This is a genomic window from Microcoleus sp. S13_C3, assembly GCF_036700905.1.
Classification (GTDB): domain Bacteria; phylum Cyanobacteriota; class Cyanobacteriia; order Cyanobacteriales; family Microcoleaceae; genus Microcoleus.
In genome coordinates, this window is the sequence record NZ_JAUBPT010000064.1 from 1 (window position 1) to 17,562 (window position 17,562).

Here is a 17,562-nt window from a genome sequence, read left to right on the forward strand (position 1 = left end):
ACTCATATATTTTGTTCACTTCAAGCATTTGTAAAATTGGAGTTTATGCGGTCTGAAAAAATAATTAGTAACTGGTATGAAGTCCAAAGGAATTTATTCACTTCAGTTATACGTGAGCATATTTTGGCAAACCGATTCAGTGATGGTATCGTCTAGAATACATAGATGATATTTTTTGTCAATGCGTAAGTCCTAATTTTATCTAAAAATCCTGACCAAAAATTTCTTGATGGTATCCGCCACGTGATTTATCCCTGGAATCAATCCAAAATCTCAAATCTAAAATCCTCAAGCCCCCGAATTTATCTCGCGCAAGTCAATCCAAAATCCAAAATCTAAAATCTAAAATCGAATGACCCTGTGGGCCGCACTAGGTATTTCCACTATAAATTAACTGGCGATCGCCCCAACTCCTAAACAAAAATTATTAATATAGATACAGAGAGGGTTTTTTATGTCATTTACGAAGGGTCAAATCATCACAGTAAGCTTAGCAGGAATGGCAACAGCGGTGGGAGTAGCTGTTGCCACTATACAGTCGGGTGCGATGAAACAATCCAATCCTCCCCTTGCAGAATCGCCCGCATCCACCAGAAACCAGATTGCAGGGCCGACGAACAACCCTGAATCTCGGCAACCAGAACCTCTGCAAGCACAAACCCAGGCCGCACAATCTCCGAAATCCGAACCCCAACCTGCAAAAACACCAGCACTTCAATCCTCGCTAGTTGCAGGAGTCTCTGGATCAAAAGTTGAGCCAGTAGTTGTCACACCGCCAAATTCGGGTTGCAAAATCACCCAGGCTGTAGTCAGCGATCCGAATCCACCGCTAAATGTGCGATCGAGCCCGCAAGTAAGCGGCAGCCAAATATTAGGAAAACTTAAAAATAATACCTTTGTTTCAGTCGCCGAAGAACAAAACGGTTGGCTGCGAATTACCGATCCAGTTCCCGGTTGGGTTGCGAAAAGACGCACCGAAAGCAGTTGTTCTAACGTCAACCAGCCGATTAATTTTCTACCGGGAGGAGATGAGGCAATTGTTAAAGGTCGAATCATCGGCGGCGGCAGCCACTCTTACCGGATTCGCGCCCGAAAAGGTCAAACAATGACTGTTAGGAATCGGAAAGATGTTTTCCCGCAAATTATAACTCCTCGTGGCAAAGTTTTAGCCGGAGATCCTTATCAAGGCAATGAAACAGAGTGGACAGGAAAAGTGCCAGTAACAGGCAATTACACATTACAATTAGACTCAAACTTCCGGGGATACGAATACGAATTTTCGGTACAGGTGCGTTGACATACTCACCGCCCTTTCATGTGCGGTGGTTAGTGAGCGTAGTCGAACTATGATTCTTGACGCTTCTTTGGGGTCTGCTACCTTCGGTAGTCTTACGTCCCCTCTGCGTCGTCAGTCAAGCGAGTCGTGGCAATGCCCTATCCCGACTTTGTTTGTATTTTTGGCTGCGTTGATTGACTGTAAAATGAGTTATTCTGGTATAATACAGGCGATACAATTATGCCGGCGGTAACTCCTTAGCTAGTAGAAAACAGGAATGTCAACAAAAGTAGAGGAAAATCTAGCGATCAATACTGGAATCCATAAACGTCTCGGTCAGTTAATAGAGGCGTTGGTGGAGGATGAGCGCGTTGGTAGTTCTAGGGAACTAGGAAGGATTACAGGAGTTTCATTCAACACCCTGGTGAACTGGAACGAGGGCAAAGCCGATCCCAGATTGCAAAAGTTAGTTCAGTTTGCCTATGCTATCGGTTGGTCTATGACAGAGTTGATGCAATATGCGGAAGGGGATGAAGATCCCTATGAAGCGATCGCTCGTAAAAAAAGAGCAGGACAGCAGAAGTATCGGAAATCGTCTTAACCAGAGAAAAATATCCATTTATTCAATATTTCAATGCCACGCTAACTACCGAACAAATTCCGAAGCGCGACTTATTTTTACAGCGTATTAAATACGTTATTGAAGGGTTTTGGCAAGCGGTCTCGACTTTCCTGGTGCGATCGCCTGCTAACACAATTCTTTCTGACGGCGGGATTTGTGCGATGTAGAGCTTCATTAACCGATGAACGATCGGGCCCTTGTATCTTGTAGTGCCTCGTAGACGCTACTCCAGTAATTAAGGAATCTCGGCAAGTGATATATCAAGAATCGCAAATTTCTGCCAATCTTCCGAATCAAAGTGCCACCATTCTGTTGTGATACCGATAAATCCGTGTTTTTTCATCGCCTCCTTAAGCACTTGACGGTTTTTCCGAGATTCTGCGCTGCCGCCTTGATAATCTCCGTGAGCTTTTTCGGTAAAATCATCGTAAGGTGTTGGCATTTCTAATTCTTTGCCAGTGCGATCGACTAAAGTCAAATCTATAGCAGCACCGCGATTGTGCCGGGAACCCCTAGCAGGATTAGCAACATAGCGCGGATCTGGCCAAGCTTGCCACATTTGCTTAGTCACAGAGAAAGGCCTGTAGCAATCGTAAACTTTCAAACCCAATCCGATTTTTTCCAAATCTGTTTGAACTAGCCCTAACTGTTGAGCAACAGAACTTCTCAAGGCGCATTTCGATATAGGGTAAAGCTTTCGTTTCAAGAAATTGTTAGTAGTGGCGTATCGGATATCGAGGCGAATGTTGGGATTTACGCTGCGGATGTCAACCAGTCGCGCCGAACTGGGAAGTTGACTCATGAAAATACTTTCAGGTACTACGGGGTTTGGTTCGGGTTGGGTAATTTGCACTTGTGGCGGCTCCTGGGCGCGGACAAATGTTGTATGGTGCAGACCTATCGCACATAGCAACACTAGCATAAATGCGATCGGGTATTTTCTAAAACGTTTAAATTTCATAGCTGTTCTGATTGTTAGTCTTAGAGAGTAGATTACAACCAAAAGCTAAATGCAACACACCGATCGCCAAGGCTCAAATCAGATCGGGATCAATACCCTGCGAGCGCAAATAAGCCGCTAATCGTTCTTTTTGTTGCTGTTCCCGATCGGCTCGTTGGCTCTCAGCTTCAGCCCGTTGGCTCTCAGCTTCAGCCCGTTGGCGTTCCTGTTCGGTATGAAGGCGTTCGAGTCGGGCTTGTTCGCTTCCAATCAGCAACAAATTACCCTGGTTATCCCACCAACGCAACCATCGCTGTGTTTGATTTTGATAACTACCTTCCCATACACCCAACTCCACTCCCATTAGTTCGATCGAGTAGTGTCCGCGATCGTTTGGTTCCAAGCGAATATAACGAGTATTCACCCAGTTGTAGACTTCTAGTTCACCGGTTTTGATGATGTAGATAGCGTAGTAGGGAATCCGAATAATCTGCTCGTATACCCAGAACTTTCCAGGCTTCTGAGTTACACCTTCTGAGCTGCGAGATAGAGGAGTATTATCGCGTTCTTCCGAACCATTTCCACTAGCAAGCTCGATCGCAATTAGCGGCACCATATACTCGCGCCACAACACGTAAGAGCGACGAATTTCTCCATCCACGAGGGGTGGAACATTGGGGACGTAGAACCAGTCGGGGGCTTCGGCTCCGCGTTCTGGTGGGTCGGTTTCACGCCAGTAGATGCCACTATCTTGCCCGATCGCATACATTCCGTCGGGGTGGAGAGTTTGCAGCGTGGTTCCCAGGGAGTCGGTGAGCAGAATACACTGAGGATGTTCTTGGAAGTTTTTCACAAACGTGCCGTCGGATTCGGGGAGTTGCGTGTGATCGGGGAAGGCGCGGACTGGGGTTATAGGACTAAGGCTTTGGGTCATGACGGGTACGCGATCGATTGGCGATCGGGACTGATGCTCTGTTCACAGCATAGCGATTGCTGCTGCAATTGTGTCGATCGAAGCAGGTTTTGACATAACCTAGTGGGACTTAGACAAAAACTGAGGTTAAAATGTCTAAGTCTCATTAGCTAGAAAATTCCCGATTTCTTCAAATTCCCAAGCGCTGATACACTAAATCTAAGTGCCTCAATTGATACTGCGGATCGAAACAATCATCAATCTCTTTGGTGGTCATCTTAGCTGTTACCCGATCGTCCTTAGCAATTAAATTGTAGAAATTGCCGCCCGGTTTGTTCCAAGCTTCGTGAGCACAAGATTGCACAATTTTGTAGGCGTCTTCGCGACTGGTGCCTTTTTCTACTAAGGCTAACATCACGCGCTGGCTGAAGATGACTCCGCCGTAAAGGTTCATGTTTTGCTTCATGTTTTCGGGATAGACTAGCAGGTGTTTTACTAAGTCTGTGGTTTCTACTAACATGAAGTGAGTTACTGTAGAACTGTCGGGCAAAATCATTCGTTCTACGGAACTGTGAGAGATGTCTCTTTCGTGCCAAAGCGCTACGTTTTCTAAGGCTGCGACGGCGTTGGCGCGGACGATTCTCGCCATTCCTGTGAGTCTTTCCGATCGAATCGGGTTGCGTTTGTGAGGCATGGCGGATGAGCCTTTTTGCCCTTTGGAAAAGAATTCTTCGACTTCGAGAACATCGGTGCGTTGCAGGTTGCGGATTTCTACTGCAAAACGCTCGATCGATGCTGCTAAGAGTGCTAAGGTTTGGACGTATTCGGCGTGGCGATCGCGCGAAATGACTTGAGTCGATGCGGTATCGGGTTCGAGTCCGAGGTTTTGACAGGCGATCGCTTCAATTCGCGGGTCAATATTAGCATAGGTTCCGACTGCGCCGGAGATTTTGCCGACTGCAATGGACGATCGCAAATTCACCAATCTTTCTCGGCTGCGAAACACTTCTGCCAGCCATCCTGCTAGTTTAAAGCCAAAGGTGATGGGTTCGGCGTGAATTCCGTGCGATCGGCCAACCATGACGGTATTGCGATGCTGTTGAGCCTGATAGCGAATAGCTTGACTCAATTCTTCGACACGTTCTAACAAAATATTGACGCTAGCGACTAATTGCAGCGCCAAAGCGGTATCGAGCACATCGGAACTGGTTAAGCCGAGGTGAATGTAGCGGCCGGCATCGCCTACATATTCGTTGACATTTGTCAAGAAGGCGATCATGTCGTGGCGGACTTCGGCTTCAATTTCGAGGACTCGTTTGGGGTCAAAATTAGCCTTAGCTTTGATTTCTTCGACTGCGGCGGCGGGGATGTAGCCGAGTTCGGCTTGAGCTTCGCAGACAGCGATTTCTACTTGCAGCCAGCTTTTGAGTTTGGCGGTTTCAGTCCAGATGTTGCCCATTTCGGGCAAGGTGTAGCGCTCTATCACGGTGGGAGTTGGGGAATGCGATCGTCCTATTGTACCTCTGCGAGGGGATACAAGAGTCATAGGACTTACACATGGGCCCAGAAACCGGGTTTTTTACGAAAATACTTTGTTTCAGCCCGCAGATTTGGTAAAAACCCGGTTTCTTAAATCAACTCGGTTTTTGTCGTTTGGGCGATCGGCTATAATATCCTAAACCTCATTAGCGGGCATCACTCATGCCTAAAAAAATCAGAGAATTGAAAAGCCTATTACTAAAAGCCGGCTTTACTTACAGACAGGGAAAAGGCAGTCACACTGTATGGGAACACCCATTATTACCTGAAAAAATTACACTATCAGGTAATGATGGTGATGATGCACCCAATTATCACGAAAAAAGAGTAATTTCTGATTTACAGAAGCTCAAGGAGATAGAAGAATGAATAGCCATTACAGTATCATTATCCAGTGGTCAGAAGAAGATCAACTTTTTGTTGTCAGTTTACCTGAGTTTACCGATGTCATGCAGCCTTGCACTCACGGACACACTTACGAAGAAGCGGCCAAACACGGACAAGAATTGTTAGAAACATTGATTGAACTCTATCAAGAAGATGGCAAACCTCTACCAGAACCTCAGACCTTGGGGAAACGATTACAGATAGCGTAAAATGAAACAATTGAGGTGCTTAGGCAAATCGAAGCAGAGGAGAAAGTATGAGTTGGAGCGGTGATAATATTCGTCGCTTGTTGCGATAAGTTTTGGGGAGAAATCGCCAGCCAAATCAAGACGTGCGTATCCAGCAAAATATTCATGCTTCACCCAACCAAAACGCATCAGGAAGTGGCTCGTTAAAATCCTCACTCATCCAGCCCATCCCTTGATGCAGGCCCAAAACCCGTTGTTGCCCAGGAGGAGGTTCAGCTTCAACTGAAGTGTTTTCGGGGATCGATCGCATCTGTCGTTCCAGCAAAAACTCTGCAAAAGTTAACAAAAGCTGCTGATTTTCCGGGAGTAAGTGCTGTAACTTGCCTAGCAAATCTTCCAAAAGTTCGATCGTTTGAGAAGTCATCTTTTTCCCCTCAATGTTGGCGATAGTCTCATTATCCGTTATTTTTTGGCGATCGATGCTCATCTTGAAACAAAAGCACCATTGATTTCAACACTTGCTACTGGCCGAAAACCAGCTTGCAATAAACCTGTTTCTAGTTTTTTACTGCGTTCTATCTGATGTTGCCCACTTGGGGCAGGGTGTAGGGATCGATCGCGCTTGGAGTCAGAGAGTGCGATCGTCCTATTGTACCTCTGCGCGGCCTCCGTCTTCAGTCGGGAGGGGGAATTTCGGGCGATCGAACTTTCCGATTTCTGGATTTGAATATTTCGTTTGTTTCGGATATTGCGTTTATGGCACAGTAAGTGTTATCGTGAAGGAAACAACCAAGTATATGCCGGCCAAATACTTACATACCCTTCCAGCAATGGCTGCACAGGTTTTCCCCAATCGCGGCCTCTGTCTGCTGACCAATAAAACGGGGTCTGGTATAATCAGCGGTTTAAACCGCTGATTATACCAACTTATACCACCATATTGACTCTGTGCTTCAAAAACAATCACATCAAAAAAGATATTAATTATGTTGAACCAAAAAGCATCGCTTGAGTCAGTTTTGATTCCCGAACAAAAACAAGAAGAAATAGCAAAATTAGATCGGATTCTCAGCCACGAATTTGCACAACCAAAATTAGTCGGAAGTAACGGAGAAGAGATAGTAATTCCTGAATCAGTCTACAGCATTTTGCGTCAGGTCGTGCGTGCAATGGCATCAGGTCAAGCTATCTCTCTAGTACCTCACAATCACGAACTGACAACACAAGAAGCTGCTGATATTCTGAATGTATCCCGACCATTTCTGGTCAAGTTACTAGACCAGGGAGAAATTCCTTGTATCAAAGTAGGAAAGCATAGACGTATTCGTTTGGAGGATTTAACTTTATATAAAGAACATCGAGACAACAAACGTCGCAAACACTTGGATCGGCTAATCGAGATGACCGAAGAAGCTGGTTTGTACGAGGCATAGAAATAATTCCAACATTAATATGTCTAAGCTTAGTGTTGTCCTCGATGCTTGTGTCCTGTTTCCTATGTATCTGCGCGATACTCTGCTTTCCACCGCCGAGGCTGGTCTGTATTTACCGTATTGGTCGCAGAAAATCCTTGATGAAGCAATGAGCAACCTTGTCCGCCAAGGGATATTATGCCAGGAGAAAGCAATCCATCTTGAAGCGGAAATCAATGCAGCCTTTCCCGAAGCAATAATTGAAGTACCTGTCGGCTTAGAGCAAATCATGAAAAATGACCCTAAAGACCGTCATGTTCTTGCTGCTGCTGTAACAGCCAAGGCTGATGTCATTGTTACCAGCAATCTAGCGGATTTCAAAGAAAAGGATTTAGCTCCTTGGAACATCAAATCGCTGTCACCTGATGAGTTTATGGGCGAGCTATTTGACGAATACCCGGACTTAATAGTGAGATTATTACGGCAACAGTCGGAAAGGTACAAAAAACCTCCGAAGACTGTTGCTGAATTACTTGAATTTTTGGAAAAAAAAGCAGGTATGCCCAAATTTGCTAGTGATATTTTGTTATATGAATATAGTCTAGATATTGTGCAAACTGCGGAAACAGTTTTAAGGAACTACGGCAGACAAATACCCGAAGGCGGTAAATTTCTTGAGGGAGAGCGGTATCGTATTTGGCAGCAAGAAGAGACGCTTACAATTACTGCGAAAGATGGTAGAGGTGAAATTCTACGATTTCAGAATCAGGAAATTGAGGGGAATATCTCATCAGAGGATGTCAAAGCCTTAAAAATATTTGCTCAAAGCTTGGATTGAGAATTAACAATAAATAGGGTTGAGGAGCAACAAGCTGATTAAAATAACCGATTTGCAGAAGCTCAAGGCAATAGAAGAATGAATAGCCCTTACAGTCTCATCATCCAGTGGTCAGAAGAAGATCGACTTTTTGTTGTCAGTTGGCCTGAGTTTACCGATGTCATGCAGCCTTGCACTCACGGACACACTTAGGATGACGCGGCAAAACACGGGACAAGAATTGTTAGAAACATTGATTGAACTCTATCAAGAAGATGGCAAACCTCTACCAGAACCTCAGACTTTGGGGAAACGATTACAGATTGCGTAAAGTTGTTAATACCAAGAATTATCAAGCCACTTTGTTGCAGGCTATCGCCGCAATAATTTGAAGTTTCGCTTTAATCACCTAGTGACTGATAGCACCAACTGGGACGCCGCAAGAGATTGAAAGTATCTAGGTATTGAATCCGATCGGGTTCTGCGACTGTAGCAGCGGCTTCATTCGCTTCATTCAATAAGCCTTGACGGCAATCTATGTTCCAAAAAGGATGAACGATAATAACAGTTATATCGCCCACAGTCAAACCCGGTAGAGGGCCGAACTGTTGCCCGGAACAACTAAACGAAGCACAAAACGTATCGCGCAAAGCAGTTGCTTTCAATACCCAATCTTCTAAGTCTGGAGTAGAAAAATCTCCATCCAGTCCGCAACGAAAATCACTACTAGCTAATCCCCTCAGCAAGGAAAGCCCCAAACGCCAATCCAGCAGACCGTGATAGTTCATATTGCGGTACTGCTGCAAGCAATCATAACAGGAAGAGTCGCATTTTTGGCGATGTTCAGGTGAGATTATCGCCTCAGCAAAGCTATTTTGATAATTTATAATCTTGTCTAAAAGGATGTCTTCCCAGTGATTAGCTAGCCAGTAGGTAAAGCCAGATCCGTTTGCAAGGCGATCGCTAATTACAATTTCTCCTACTTTTTCCTTAGTATCGTCTAATTCAGCCTGTCGCAAACCGCTCACGTCTAATTCTTCAGGATCAATGTCTAACTCCTGTGCCGCTACAGCACGAACCATGAAAGCGGCTGAGTAGAAAGCAGCTTTGACGGCGGAACCGCGTGCAATAGGATCGAGGCACAATCCATCTGGTACAGCAGCAGGTTTAATTCGCAGGACACCAGTGGTTTTTGGGGCAACGATCGCAATTTTTTCTGACTCGCCTTGCGGTTTAAACTTCACCCCATCATTTTTATTCTGAAATCGCTCATCAATCCACTGATTTGTTAACACTTTATCACCGCGCCCAAATGTTGCATTTCCTATTGCTCCTTGAAATAGCTGTCCTCGATTATCATTCACCCGAAAAACGCGGCCTGATTCGGAAAAAGCTGTCTGAGTATTTGTGTTATTTACTAACTCAAACTTTTGAGGTTGTGATTCGGCTACGCTGCCAGCACCTGTAATTAACGCATCGTATTCATCTTTAGCATCCGCCCCAGGATTGAGGCTGGTACGGAAAGCTAAAGGAACAGCCCACTGAAAAACTCGAAATCCCTGTTCGTCAGTTGCCCCGCATTTCGGACAGACTGTATCTTCAAAGATTGTATTAGAAGTGTTCGTATGTTGGCATCGCTGACACCTCAACATCCATTGGCGATCGCTCAGAGGTTCGCCAGCAGGAACCAACCCGTTTTTAGTGTCAGGAATTAACGATGCTGTAAACCCGATCGCGGTATAAATTCGCTTGTCTTTTGTTTTTTCTGAACCGGGGGCAAATTCAGAGACAGCTAAATCTAAATCTCGATCGATAGTAGGAACTTTTTGTTTTCGGGACGGATCGTGATGATACAAATCGCGCACTCTTGAGGGCATCCCGTACATTGGCAAAACCCCGCCTTCAGCAAGGCGTTCTGCCAATCCATCTCCAGTCAATTCTAAGTTATTGGTACACTCGTCAATCTTTTTAAACAAATCCTGACGTGCATACTCTTCAAGTTTGTTGCGATCGATACCTTCAACACCGACTAGCAGAGAATTTATGATCTCGGTGACTTGCTTTGATTTCTCTAACCAATTACGAACTTGTTCGCGGCGTTCTTCCGTTTCCTTCCACTTTTTAAGCGTCCCAAATTCGCCGTGACTGTCCGGTTTTTTTTCTACTTCCCAGCAGGTGACACTAGCATCCTTAAATGCAGGTCTCAAACATTCTTTGGCTAGGAGGCGTTGCACAATCTCAACCTGTGACATAGAAAGAAAAGGAACTGGCGGCGGATCGCCCGTAATTTTTTCAGGATGGCGGTAATAAAATTCATCGTGCGATCGACCCCGACAAAGAGTAAGTACGATCGCGAAAGCCTGACCGCGGCGACCACCGCGACCCGCACGCTGTTGGTAATTAAACCGCATCGGTGGCATATTTGCCATCACAACAGCCATTAAACTGCCAATATCAATTCCCACCTCCATTGTGGTAGTGACGTTCAAAATATCGATGATATCTACTGCTGGGATAAAATCTCTTTTTTGTTCGCCAAAATTCACGATGATGTTGCGGAAATGTCGCTGTCTTTCAGCTTGATCGTCGGTTTGTCCGGTCAACTCTTCGCAGTGCAACCGCAACGGTTGACGCTTATTTACAGCTTGGGTGGCGAAATAATTGCGATCGTATAAATCTGCACATATTTTATTAGGTTCCGCCGATAAATTTGCCAAGCAATTAGTATTAGTACAAATACCTCCCGCACGGTGCAGGTGAGGACGCTGGCAGAAATTGCACTGCCACACCGGGTCGTTCGGCACAGCAACTCGTACAGATAAATGCCGGGGATTAAGTTTAAAGTGGTGGTGCTGACCGCATTCGCAAATAGCAGATTTCAATGCCTGCTGCAATTCCTGTTCTGAAATTCTCCAAGCTTTTGCACACTCTTTAATATATTTCCGAAATTTTGATCGCACATCACCCCAGTCTTTCCAGTCATCCAGCGGATAATCTTTTTTAGGTTCTTGCGGATACCTGTACAATTCACCTAAAATTCGCAAGCTGCCATCACAAATATTCTCAAATACTGAAGGTGAAAGTCCGCATTGGATTGCTAACTGTTCTAATTGATTTGGCGGTAAATTCAGGCGAACATAACCCAGACCCGATGCTTCAATCCCAAAGTACAGGCGACTAAAAAGTGTGTCGCAGACCTCAGATTTAACTTTAGAGCGAAGTTTGTTTTCTCGCCTTTCCTCTGCGCCAGGAGACAATTTAGATTTCCATCCTGCGGTATCAGAGGAAAAATCAAACAATTTTGTCCAATGATGCCAGTCACTATCATAATTAAATTCCTGGTAATCGACATCATTACCAGCAGGATTGACTCCCAACACTTTCAATCGCTGTATGAGCAAACCAGGATCTTTATTGTCAGGATCTTCACTGTCTGGTTCAAACATTATGCAGAGAGGAACTGTGCGGGTATTAACTATTTGTTGAATTTCGTTGAGTACCTTCTGAGCCTGATCTTGCCGATTTTGATACATTTCCAAATCTTCTGAATCAAGACCTTCTGGCCAGGGTTTATTAACATTTTTAATAGCTTTTTGTAACTCTTCAAAAACTTTTGGGTTACGTTGAGCAAATAACTGGGCTTCAGAACGAGTAGGCTGACCGTATTGTTGAATATCTTCTAACAGGTGCGATTTTCCTACAGCGAGTTGTCCAAGTTCATCAAAAAGTGCTTCTCGTATTAGATCGTCATAGTGAACCCGCTCAATTCCATTCGATATAGAAGCTGCATCTTCACGACTATCAGAAAACACGACTAATTTGCGGGATTCTGCATCTTCCGGTAGCTGATAAAACAGTTCTTTGGAAAGTAATTGACTAACTTTAGAAAAACCAGTGCGGAACCATCGAATTGAAGATTTGCGAAACTTACGTTTCCTATAGTCTGCACCGCAGCATGGACAAATTGAGGGTAACGAGCCAATAAATTCTTGCTTCTCTGCTGAGAGCGATCGCAAGTGAAACAAATAGCCTTTCACCCACTGTTCTTCCAGGGAATCTGGATCTCCTAGAATAACGCGACCACTGCGGGTATCTAGCGATGCTTTATCCCACCAAGCCTTCTCGCCACCTTCACCTTGTCTCGATGGCTGTTTCCAACCTTTGCAAACATCTTCATCAATATTTCTAAAAGGCCAAAATACGGCAAACTCTTGATACTTGCGGCGATCTAAAGCTATGGCTGTTTTGCGATCGGGAATTCCCTCAATATCCGGTTCTGTAGGCAAAAGTTCCCATCCGTCATTATTCTGTCTTGTCAGCCTGTTTCCCCCAAAAAATACAGTTTTGCACTGTTCGCAGTAAAGAAGTTCTAAAACTCGGTAATTATCGCAAAGTATGGGAGGATTTTCTACAAATAGTTTGCCGACAGGTCTATTTTTACCAATTTCGTTTTCCTCACACCCGTGATTTGGCTTAGTGCAAGCCCACAGCCCTTCGATATTCCTGAAAAACCAGTGCAGCCTGAACGATGGCAAGGAAGTTTGCTCGGACAAACCGCGAGCGACAAGCAATCCTCTTACTGCCAGTTTGAGATTTTCATTTGTTAAGTCATTGCCAAACATTTTTTGACCAAAATCAGCGAGCGATACGGCACGGATTTGGTCATCAACTGTACAAGCATTGACCATTCTAGCGCCAACAGTCGCATTTTCAGATTCCACTATTTGGCGACAAGCATTGTATGCAGGCGTTTCCGACAACGTTTCTATATTGTTTATTTCTGGTGCTGATGCCAAGGAGATGAACGGTTGGGATTCCAGAAATTCTTGACCCTCAATTGGTGGAATTGGTTCTAAATGACCGGGTATAATCTGTTGGGAATCCCATTCGATACCGAAGAATTGATTCAGGAATTCTAAGCTTTTTGGATCGTCTGGTTCCAGAGATGCACTAGAGGCAAGAATCCGCAATTTTGGATGACCTGGATGCAGCCCCAAGCGTTGCAGCAACAGTCGCAGTAAATAAGCGACTTCAGTCCCAGAAGTACCACGATATAAGTGCAATTCGTCAACAATTAAATGAAAGACGCTGCCATCTTTGTTTAACCATTGCTTCGTTTTTTCAAAGATATCTCGATCGATATCGCGCATCAGCATGATACTGAGCATAGAATAGTTGGTGATTAAAATATCTGGCGGGGCATCTTTCATATCCCAGCGACAGCGCATTTCTGACCCATCAAGTCTGGGAAAGAAAAAAGTCACTTCTTTGGCTTTCTCTGTTGCCTCTTCAAAGGTATAACCCTGGTCTATTAGTTTGTCACGCTCCTTCTCGGCGTGTTTCCTAGCTCGCGTGGCTGATTCCTCCATTTGCTGCATTGCTTCCAGCAGTTCTTCTATTTTTTTGCTATTAGGTCTACCATTTTCTTTTAATTCATGCCCCGGTACGGGTGTAACGCCGTTGTATCTTCCAAAATAGACTCGGTTGCCTTTTCTATTATCTTTAAACCAATCTCGCGCTTCTTCAGAATCTAAAGCGCGGCGCAGCCTGGTAAGTTGGTCTTCAACTAAGGCGTTCATGGGATATAAAATCAGGGCGCGAACGGCTGCATCCCGCTGTTCGTGACTCCTTTGAGGGACGCGATAAGATTTCTTAAAACTGCGTTTTGTCTTCACCAATGGGTTGCATTCGTTCTGCCAATCTTTATTTTCCCACCAGTCATTGAGGTAGGCTGGCTCTGGTTTAGGAGCATTCCAATTCCTCGATTCTTGGGCAAGGTAAGCAAATAGCGGCAACATAAAAGATTCAGTTTTCCCTGAACCAGTACCCGCCGTTACTACCGCATTTTGACCTTCTAATGCCTGCCGCAGCATTTCGATTTGGTGGCTGTACAGTTCGTAATTGCCTACAAGTCCGCAGGAGGCAAGCTGTTTAAAATCTTGAAGGGCAGATTCATCTAATCCCGGTAGGTTTGAAATATCTAAATCATTGATGGTTTTACCCGACCTTTGGTAGCGGGGCATCGGTTCAATCCAGGGTTCTTGATGGAATGCACCGGGTTGGCGCAGCAGTCTTTCGCGTTCTTGTTCTATTTCGGAAAATTGAGTTCCGAAAGCTGTTTTTATGTATAGTAAGAAGTTGTCGCGGATGGTGTTAAAAGCGTTAATTGGGTCGTGCATAAGTTTCCTCAGTATGTTATATTAAAGATTGCGACAAAAGTGTTTGCCTTAATTTAGCTGCGGTCATTTCTGCTATTTGAGGGGGAATGGCGGAGAATAACTTGAATCCCTGAATTTGCGGATCGTGCGGCAATTTTGTTACATATGTTGCTGCATAACCGGAACAAAGAGTCAAGGCTCTTTCTAGGAGTCGCGGCAGATTCGCGCTGGCTGGTACTGCCATAGTGAATCTGCGTTTGTCGTAGATTAGGACATTCCGCCGCAGTGCTTTGAGAACGGCATACCTTCCCCAATCAAGGTCTATTTCCGTACCCCTTCCGTCTTGCCAAAGATAACAAATTTTTGTGTTTCGGGAGGGATGACTGTATCGGCTGATACGGATATTAGTGTCTGTTTTTTCGATAAACTGTAAAGAAATAGGGTTAAAGGTTTGGTGCTTCCACTTCAATTCTGGAGCGTTAGACCATTTGAGGGTAGCTAAGTAGTCGTCAATACTCGCGGCAAAATGCAGCAAAGACCAAGCTGAAGGCGTTTCGATAAAAGGTATACCGACAGAAGATGCGATCGCCTGTAATTCCCTTATATCCTCTGCTTGTACAGCCACTCGCTTCGGTATCAGCCCTAATTCACTCGCTTGTTCTTGGATTTCAACGTTGATGTGATTTCCCACAGACTGACAAGCATCTGATAATTGTTGAATAGTAGTAGGCGATCGCGCTCCTGCTAAAATGGCTTGAGGAAAGCCGGCACTTGGCAATCGCACCAATAGAGGGGGAGCAGCATAGACCTTACTCTTGCTGCTATCATCGCTAAAATTAAAGTCACAGTGACCCAGAGAATCGAGGGCGCGAATTACTTGAAATCTTTTATTCTTAATTCCGTCTTTGTCCGTGTTTTCCTCCCTCGCCCCCGTCTCAAGATTATACAAATAATCAAAGGTTTCCTTAAAGGATAGCCAAGTCACTTCCTTTTTTGCCGAAATAATGTAGAGCAGTTTTTCGCTAGTTTCAGACACGTTCTGCCTCCTTTTGAAACTGTTGCCACAATACTTTCAAGTTAGAACGATCGGGCGGGGAAATTTTCTTGCGATCGTGCCACAATATTTCTTTCCAAGCCCGCATCTTCTTGCGGTCTTTGCACTTTGACATCGACGGTTGTGACTCGGCTAAATTGGTGCTGCAAAACATTACTTGACCGCGATGACGACCTTTGGAAATAGCCCAAACAGGCTCCCAATTTGTAGGCAGTGATTCCGCAGGCCAAATTGCTATTTGACCTGGTTCTTTACCAACAAAAAAAATCCGCTGCTTTCCTTGTATTGGTAAAAAAGTGTTGAAGTTAAAGTCCGGGAAATCAAGGCCCTGCACAAATGCGCCAGCAACGCCCGCGCTCCCATTATCTCCTGTCTGGAGCTTCCCGAAGCGATCGAACTGTTGGGAATTGGTTTGGGATGGCAAAGAATAGTTTTCTAGCAATAACAGAGAACAGCGCCTGATAATATCCTCTCCACTGCGTGCTTCAATTAGCAACTTTGTTTCCGCTGGAGTATCGGCTGGCAGTTCATAAATATCTGCTGCTTCCGTGGAATTTAATAGGCGAGCGTTGCAATATACTTTTATTGATTCGCTTCCACCTTGCAGCACCAATTTTGGCGGTGCAAATTTAAAGAATTTATTACCTTTTTCCAGGCGGATTCCCCCAACTAACTCTAGGCGTATATTAGTCGGGAAAGCTAAGATTGGGTATTCTCGTTTAACAAGCTCGTCACTGTAAGCACCCTTCGCTTTGAAGAAGTGCCACCCACTGGGCAAACCATTTATGATTTGCAAATTTTCAAAGTCTTGACAGCTAGAGTTTCCCCATCTTGTCAGCAATTCCAAACACTCTTGATGAGCTGCTAAATAAAATGGCTTTTGAATGGGCAACTGTCGCACTTCTACAAATCCCGGTAATCCCTGACTACCTCCATCAACGAATACTCGAATGGGTGATGCTGGCAGCCTAAAACACCATTTAGAGTCATCAGAACGCACTTGCAGACCTTTCAACCAATCAAATTCAGAGGCAACCAGTGGTTTTCCGTCTGACTCAGATATCAGAGTTGAAGACCAACCCCCACTATCTTCGTAACAAGAGAAGGGCTGACAATTACCATCGGAAAATAACAATAAATCGTCTTCTGAAAATTCGTGTTTTGTACTGCAACGCAAGGTTATAGTGGCGCGTTTGGCAATTGGATCGAGTTGGCAGCACAATCTCAATAGTCCGTAAATCTGCGTTCTATCTGAAACTTCAGCCGTTCCATCCCAACCACGCAATTCATCAATAATCCATTCGAGCAATGCTTGGCGATGTTCGTCACTGTCCCTGGTTTCTTCTAATAAGCGCAGCGTCGGTGGTCGCAGTTGTTTACGCCCGTGCTTGGCTAACAAAGGTGCGATCGCCCCCTCAGTAGGATGTGAAACAGGATCTAAGTCAGCAGCCGCAAATATAGCAGGTAGTGCGCGACGCTCTTTTTCAGTCAAAAGAGTTTGGGCGATGGGTATGCCAACATGAATCCGACGCCCAGCACTGTTGATATTGAAGATCCCTACTTCACCTGATTTGTATTCATTTGCCCATCGCGCTAAGTCATCCCAAAGCCTCCTCATCTGGTCGAAGCCTCGATACTGTCCAGATGTAGATTGTTCACGCAGTAATGCCCGGAGACGGCGGTAGTAGGCATGGGCTGCAAAATCTTCTTCGATACCAGCAGCGAGGACGAATAGCGCCAAAAAGCCGATGTAAAGAGGATAACCTTTTTGTCCGTGTCGGTACTTCCAGTCATCCATACTCTGCAAGGCTTTCTCGCAGATGCCCTTCCCTTGCACCCCAATAGGACCAGCCTTAACTGCCTTAATAAAATCGGGAAGATCCGCACCGCTTTCTTGACCAATATCTGTTATTAGTTCCTCTGTGACATACAGGTGAACGCTGCGCCCTGCCATTTCCTTTTTGAAAAAATGAGCTGCGATTGAATTATTCCATTTTAAATAATCCATCTTTATATTTCATATAATTTAAGTGATCTTGGTAATTTCAAGTATTATAGCCCATGAATAGCCATTATACTCCGATCGTCCAGTGGTCAAAAGAAGATAAACTTTTTGTTGTCAGCTTGCGTTAATTTACTGAGATCAGGTAGCCTTGCAATCGGCACACTTACGAGGAAACCGCCCAACAAAGACAATAATTGTTAGAAACATTATTTAGATAAGTTAGTCAACGAAACAATTGAGGCGCTCAAGCA

13 protein-coding genes are annotated in these 17,562 nt (G+C 44.8%); 6 read left to right on the forward strand and 7 right to left on the reverse strand.

The window, feature by feature from the left end; genetic code table 11:
- The first annotated feature begins 454 nt into the window (after window positions 1-454).
- Both QUA16_RS18250 and QUA16_RS18255 read left to right on the forward strand, forming a co-directional pair.
- Window positions 455-1,297, forward strand: a complete 843-nt coding sequence (locus QUA16_RS18250; RefSeq protein WP_333103944.1) for an SH3 domain-containing protein — start codon at window positions 455-457, stop codon at window positions 1,295-1,297.
- Window positions 1,298-1,553: 256 nt separating this feature from the next.
- A complete protein-coding gene (locus QUA16_RS18255) occupies window positions 1,554-1,877 on the forward strand; it encodes a transcriptional regulator (RefSeq protein WP_333103943.1) in 324 nt (107 codons plus the stop codon).
- A 256-nt stretch (window positions 1,878-2,133) separates the two neighbouring features.
- Here QUA16_RS18255 and QUA16_RS18260 read toward each other — a convergent pair whose 3' ends face one another.
- The 3 genes from QUA16_RS18260 to purB form a co-directional block, all read right to left on the reverse strand.
- A complete protein-coding gene (locus QUA16_RS18260; protein ID WP_333103942.1) occupies window positions 2,134-2,859 on the reverse strand; it encodes a M15 family metallopeptidase in 726 nt (241 codons plus the stop codon).
- Window positions 2,860-2,932: 73 nt separating this feature from the next.
- Window positions 2,933-3,772: a Uma2 family endonuclease gene (locus QUA16_RS18265; protein ID WP_333103941.1), complete on the reverse strand. Its 840-nt coding sequence runs from the start codon at window positions 3,770-3,772 to the stop codon at window positions 2,933-2,935.
- Between the two features lie 169 nt (window positions 3,773-3,941).
- Entirely contained in the window at window positions 3,942-5,237 is a 1,296-nt protein-coding gene (gene purB / locus QUA16_RS18270) for an adenylosuccinate lyase (protein WP_333103945.1), read from the reverse strand.
- 215 nt (window positions 5,238-5,452) lie between these two features.
- Here purB and QUA16_RS18275 point away from each other — a divergent pair, with 215 nt between their 5' ends.
- Both QUA16_RS18275 and QUA16_RS18280 read left to right on the forward strand, forming a co-directional pair.
- Window positions 5,453-5,659: a type II toxin-antitoxin system HicA family toxin gene (locus QUA16_RS18275; protein ID WP_106148795.1), complete on the forward strand. Its 207-nt coding sequence runs from the start codon at window positions 5,453-5,455 to the stop codon at window positions 5,657-5,659.
- Window positions 5,656-5,886, forward strand: coding sequence for a type II toxin-antitoxin system HicB family antitoxin (locus QUA16_RS18280; RefSeq protein WP_293354324.1), 231 nt, complete (start codon window positions 5,656-5,658; stop codon window positions 5,884-5,886). The genes QUA16_RS18275 and QUA16_RS18280 overlap by 4 nt, the downstream gene beginning before the upstream one ends.
- A 142-nt stretch (window positions 5,887-6,028) precedes the next feature.
- Here QUA16_RS18280 and QUA16_RS18285 read toward each other — a convergent pair whose 3' ends face one another.
- Complete coding sequence (locus QUA16_RS18285) at window positions 6,029-6,352, reverse strand: DUF2281 domain-containing protein (protein ID WP_333181288.1); 324 nt, start codon at window positions 6,350-6,352, stop codon at window positions 6,029-6,031.
- A 499-nt stretch (window positions 6,353-6,851) separates the two neighbouring features.
- Here QUA16_RS18285 and QUA16_RS18290 point away from each other — a divergent pair, with 499 nt between their 5' ends.
- A complete protein-coding gene (locus QUA16_RS18290; protein WP_333103939.1) occupies window positions 6,852-7,298 on the forward strand; it encodes a helix-turn-helix domain-containing protein in 447 nt (148 codons plus the stop codon).
- Window positions 7,299-7,317: 19 nt separating this feature from the next.
- A complete protein-coding gene (locus tag QUA16_RS18295; RefSeq protein WP_333103938.1) occupies window positions 7,318-8,115 on the forward strand; it encodes a PIN domain-containing protein in 798 nt (265 codons plus the stop codon).
- Window positions 8,116-8,495: 380 nt separating this feature from the next.
- On the opposite strand, the gene QUA16_RS18300 is transcribed toward QUA16_RS18295, so the two are convergent.
- The 3 genes from QUA16_RS18300 to QUA16_RS18310 are packed head-to-tail and all read right to left on the reverse strand — an operon-like array spanning window position 8,496 to window position 17,314.
- The gene (locus QUA16_RS18300; RefSeq protein ID WP_333103937.1) at window positions 8,496-14,273 is read right to left on the reverse strand and encodes a DEAD/DEAH box helicase; all 5,778 of its coding nucleotides are present in this window, start codon (window positions 14,271-14,273) and stop codon (window positions 8,496-8,498) included.
- Window positions 14,274-14,289: 16 nt separating this feature from the next.
- The gene (locus QUA16_RS18305) at window positions 14,290-15,288 is read right to left on the reverse strand and encodes a hypothetical protein (RefSeq protein WP_333103936.1); all 999 of its coding nucleotides are present in this window, start codon (window positions 15,286-15,288) and stop codon (window positions 14,290-14,292) included.
- On the reverse strand, window positions 15,281-17,314 hold the full coding sequence (locus tag QUA16_RS18310) for a hypothetical protein (RefSeq protein ID WP_333103935.1): 2,034 nt from the start codon (window positions 17,312-17,314) through the stop codon (window positions 15,281-15,283). The genes QUA16_RS18305 and QUA16_RS18310 overlap by 8 nt, the downstream gene beginning before the upstream one ends.
- Window positions 17,315-17,562: the final 248 nt, after the last annotated feature.

Coding starts and splice junctions, on each gene's coding strand:
- QUA16_RS18265 (WP_333103941.1), bottom strand. CDS start 3,772: ATGACCCAAAGCCTTAGTCCTATAACCCCAGTCCGCGCCTTCCCCGAT.
- QUA16_RS18250 (WP_333103944.1), top strand. CDS start 455: ATGTCATTTACGAAGGGTCAAATCATCACAGTAAGCTTAGCAGGAATG.
- QUA16_RS18300 (WP_333103937.1), bottom strand. CDS start 14,273: ATGCACGACCCAATTAACGCTTTTAACACCATCCGCGACAACTTCTTA.
- QUA16_RS18285 (WP_333181288.1), bottom strand. CDS start 6,352: ATGAGCATCGATCGCCAAAAAATAACGGATAATGAGACTATCGCCAAC.
- QUA16_RS18260 (WP_333103942.1), bottom strand. CDS start 2,859: ATGAAATTTAAACGTTTTAGAAAATACCCGATCGCATTTATGCTAGTG.
- QUA16_RS18310 (WP_333103935.1), bottom strand. CDS start 17,314: ATGGATTATTTAAAATGGAATAATTCAATCGCAGCTCATTTTTTCAAA.
- QUA16_RS18275 (WP_106148795.1), top strand. CDS start 5,453: ATGCCTAAAAAAATCAGAGAATTGAAAAGCCTATTACTAAAAGCCGGC.
- QUA16_RS18280 (WP_293354324.1), top strand. CDS start 5,656: ATGAATAGCCATTACAGTATCATTATCCAGTGGTCAGAAGAAGATCAA.
- QUA16_RS18255 (WP_333103943.1), top strand. CDS start 1,554: ATGTCAACAAAAGTAGAGGAAAATCTAGCGATCAATACTGGAATCCAT.
- QUA16_RS18290 (WP_333103939.1), top strand. CDS start 6,852: ATGTTGAACCAAAAAGCATCGCTTGAGTCAGTTTTGATTCCCGAACAA.
- QUA16_RS18295 (WP_333103938.1), top strand. CDS start 7,318: ATGTCTAAGCTTAGTGTTGTCCTCGATGCTTGTGTCCTGTTTCCTATG.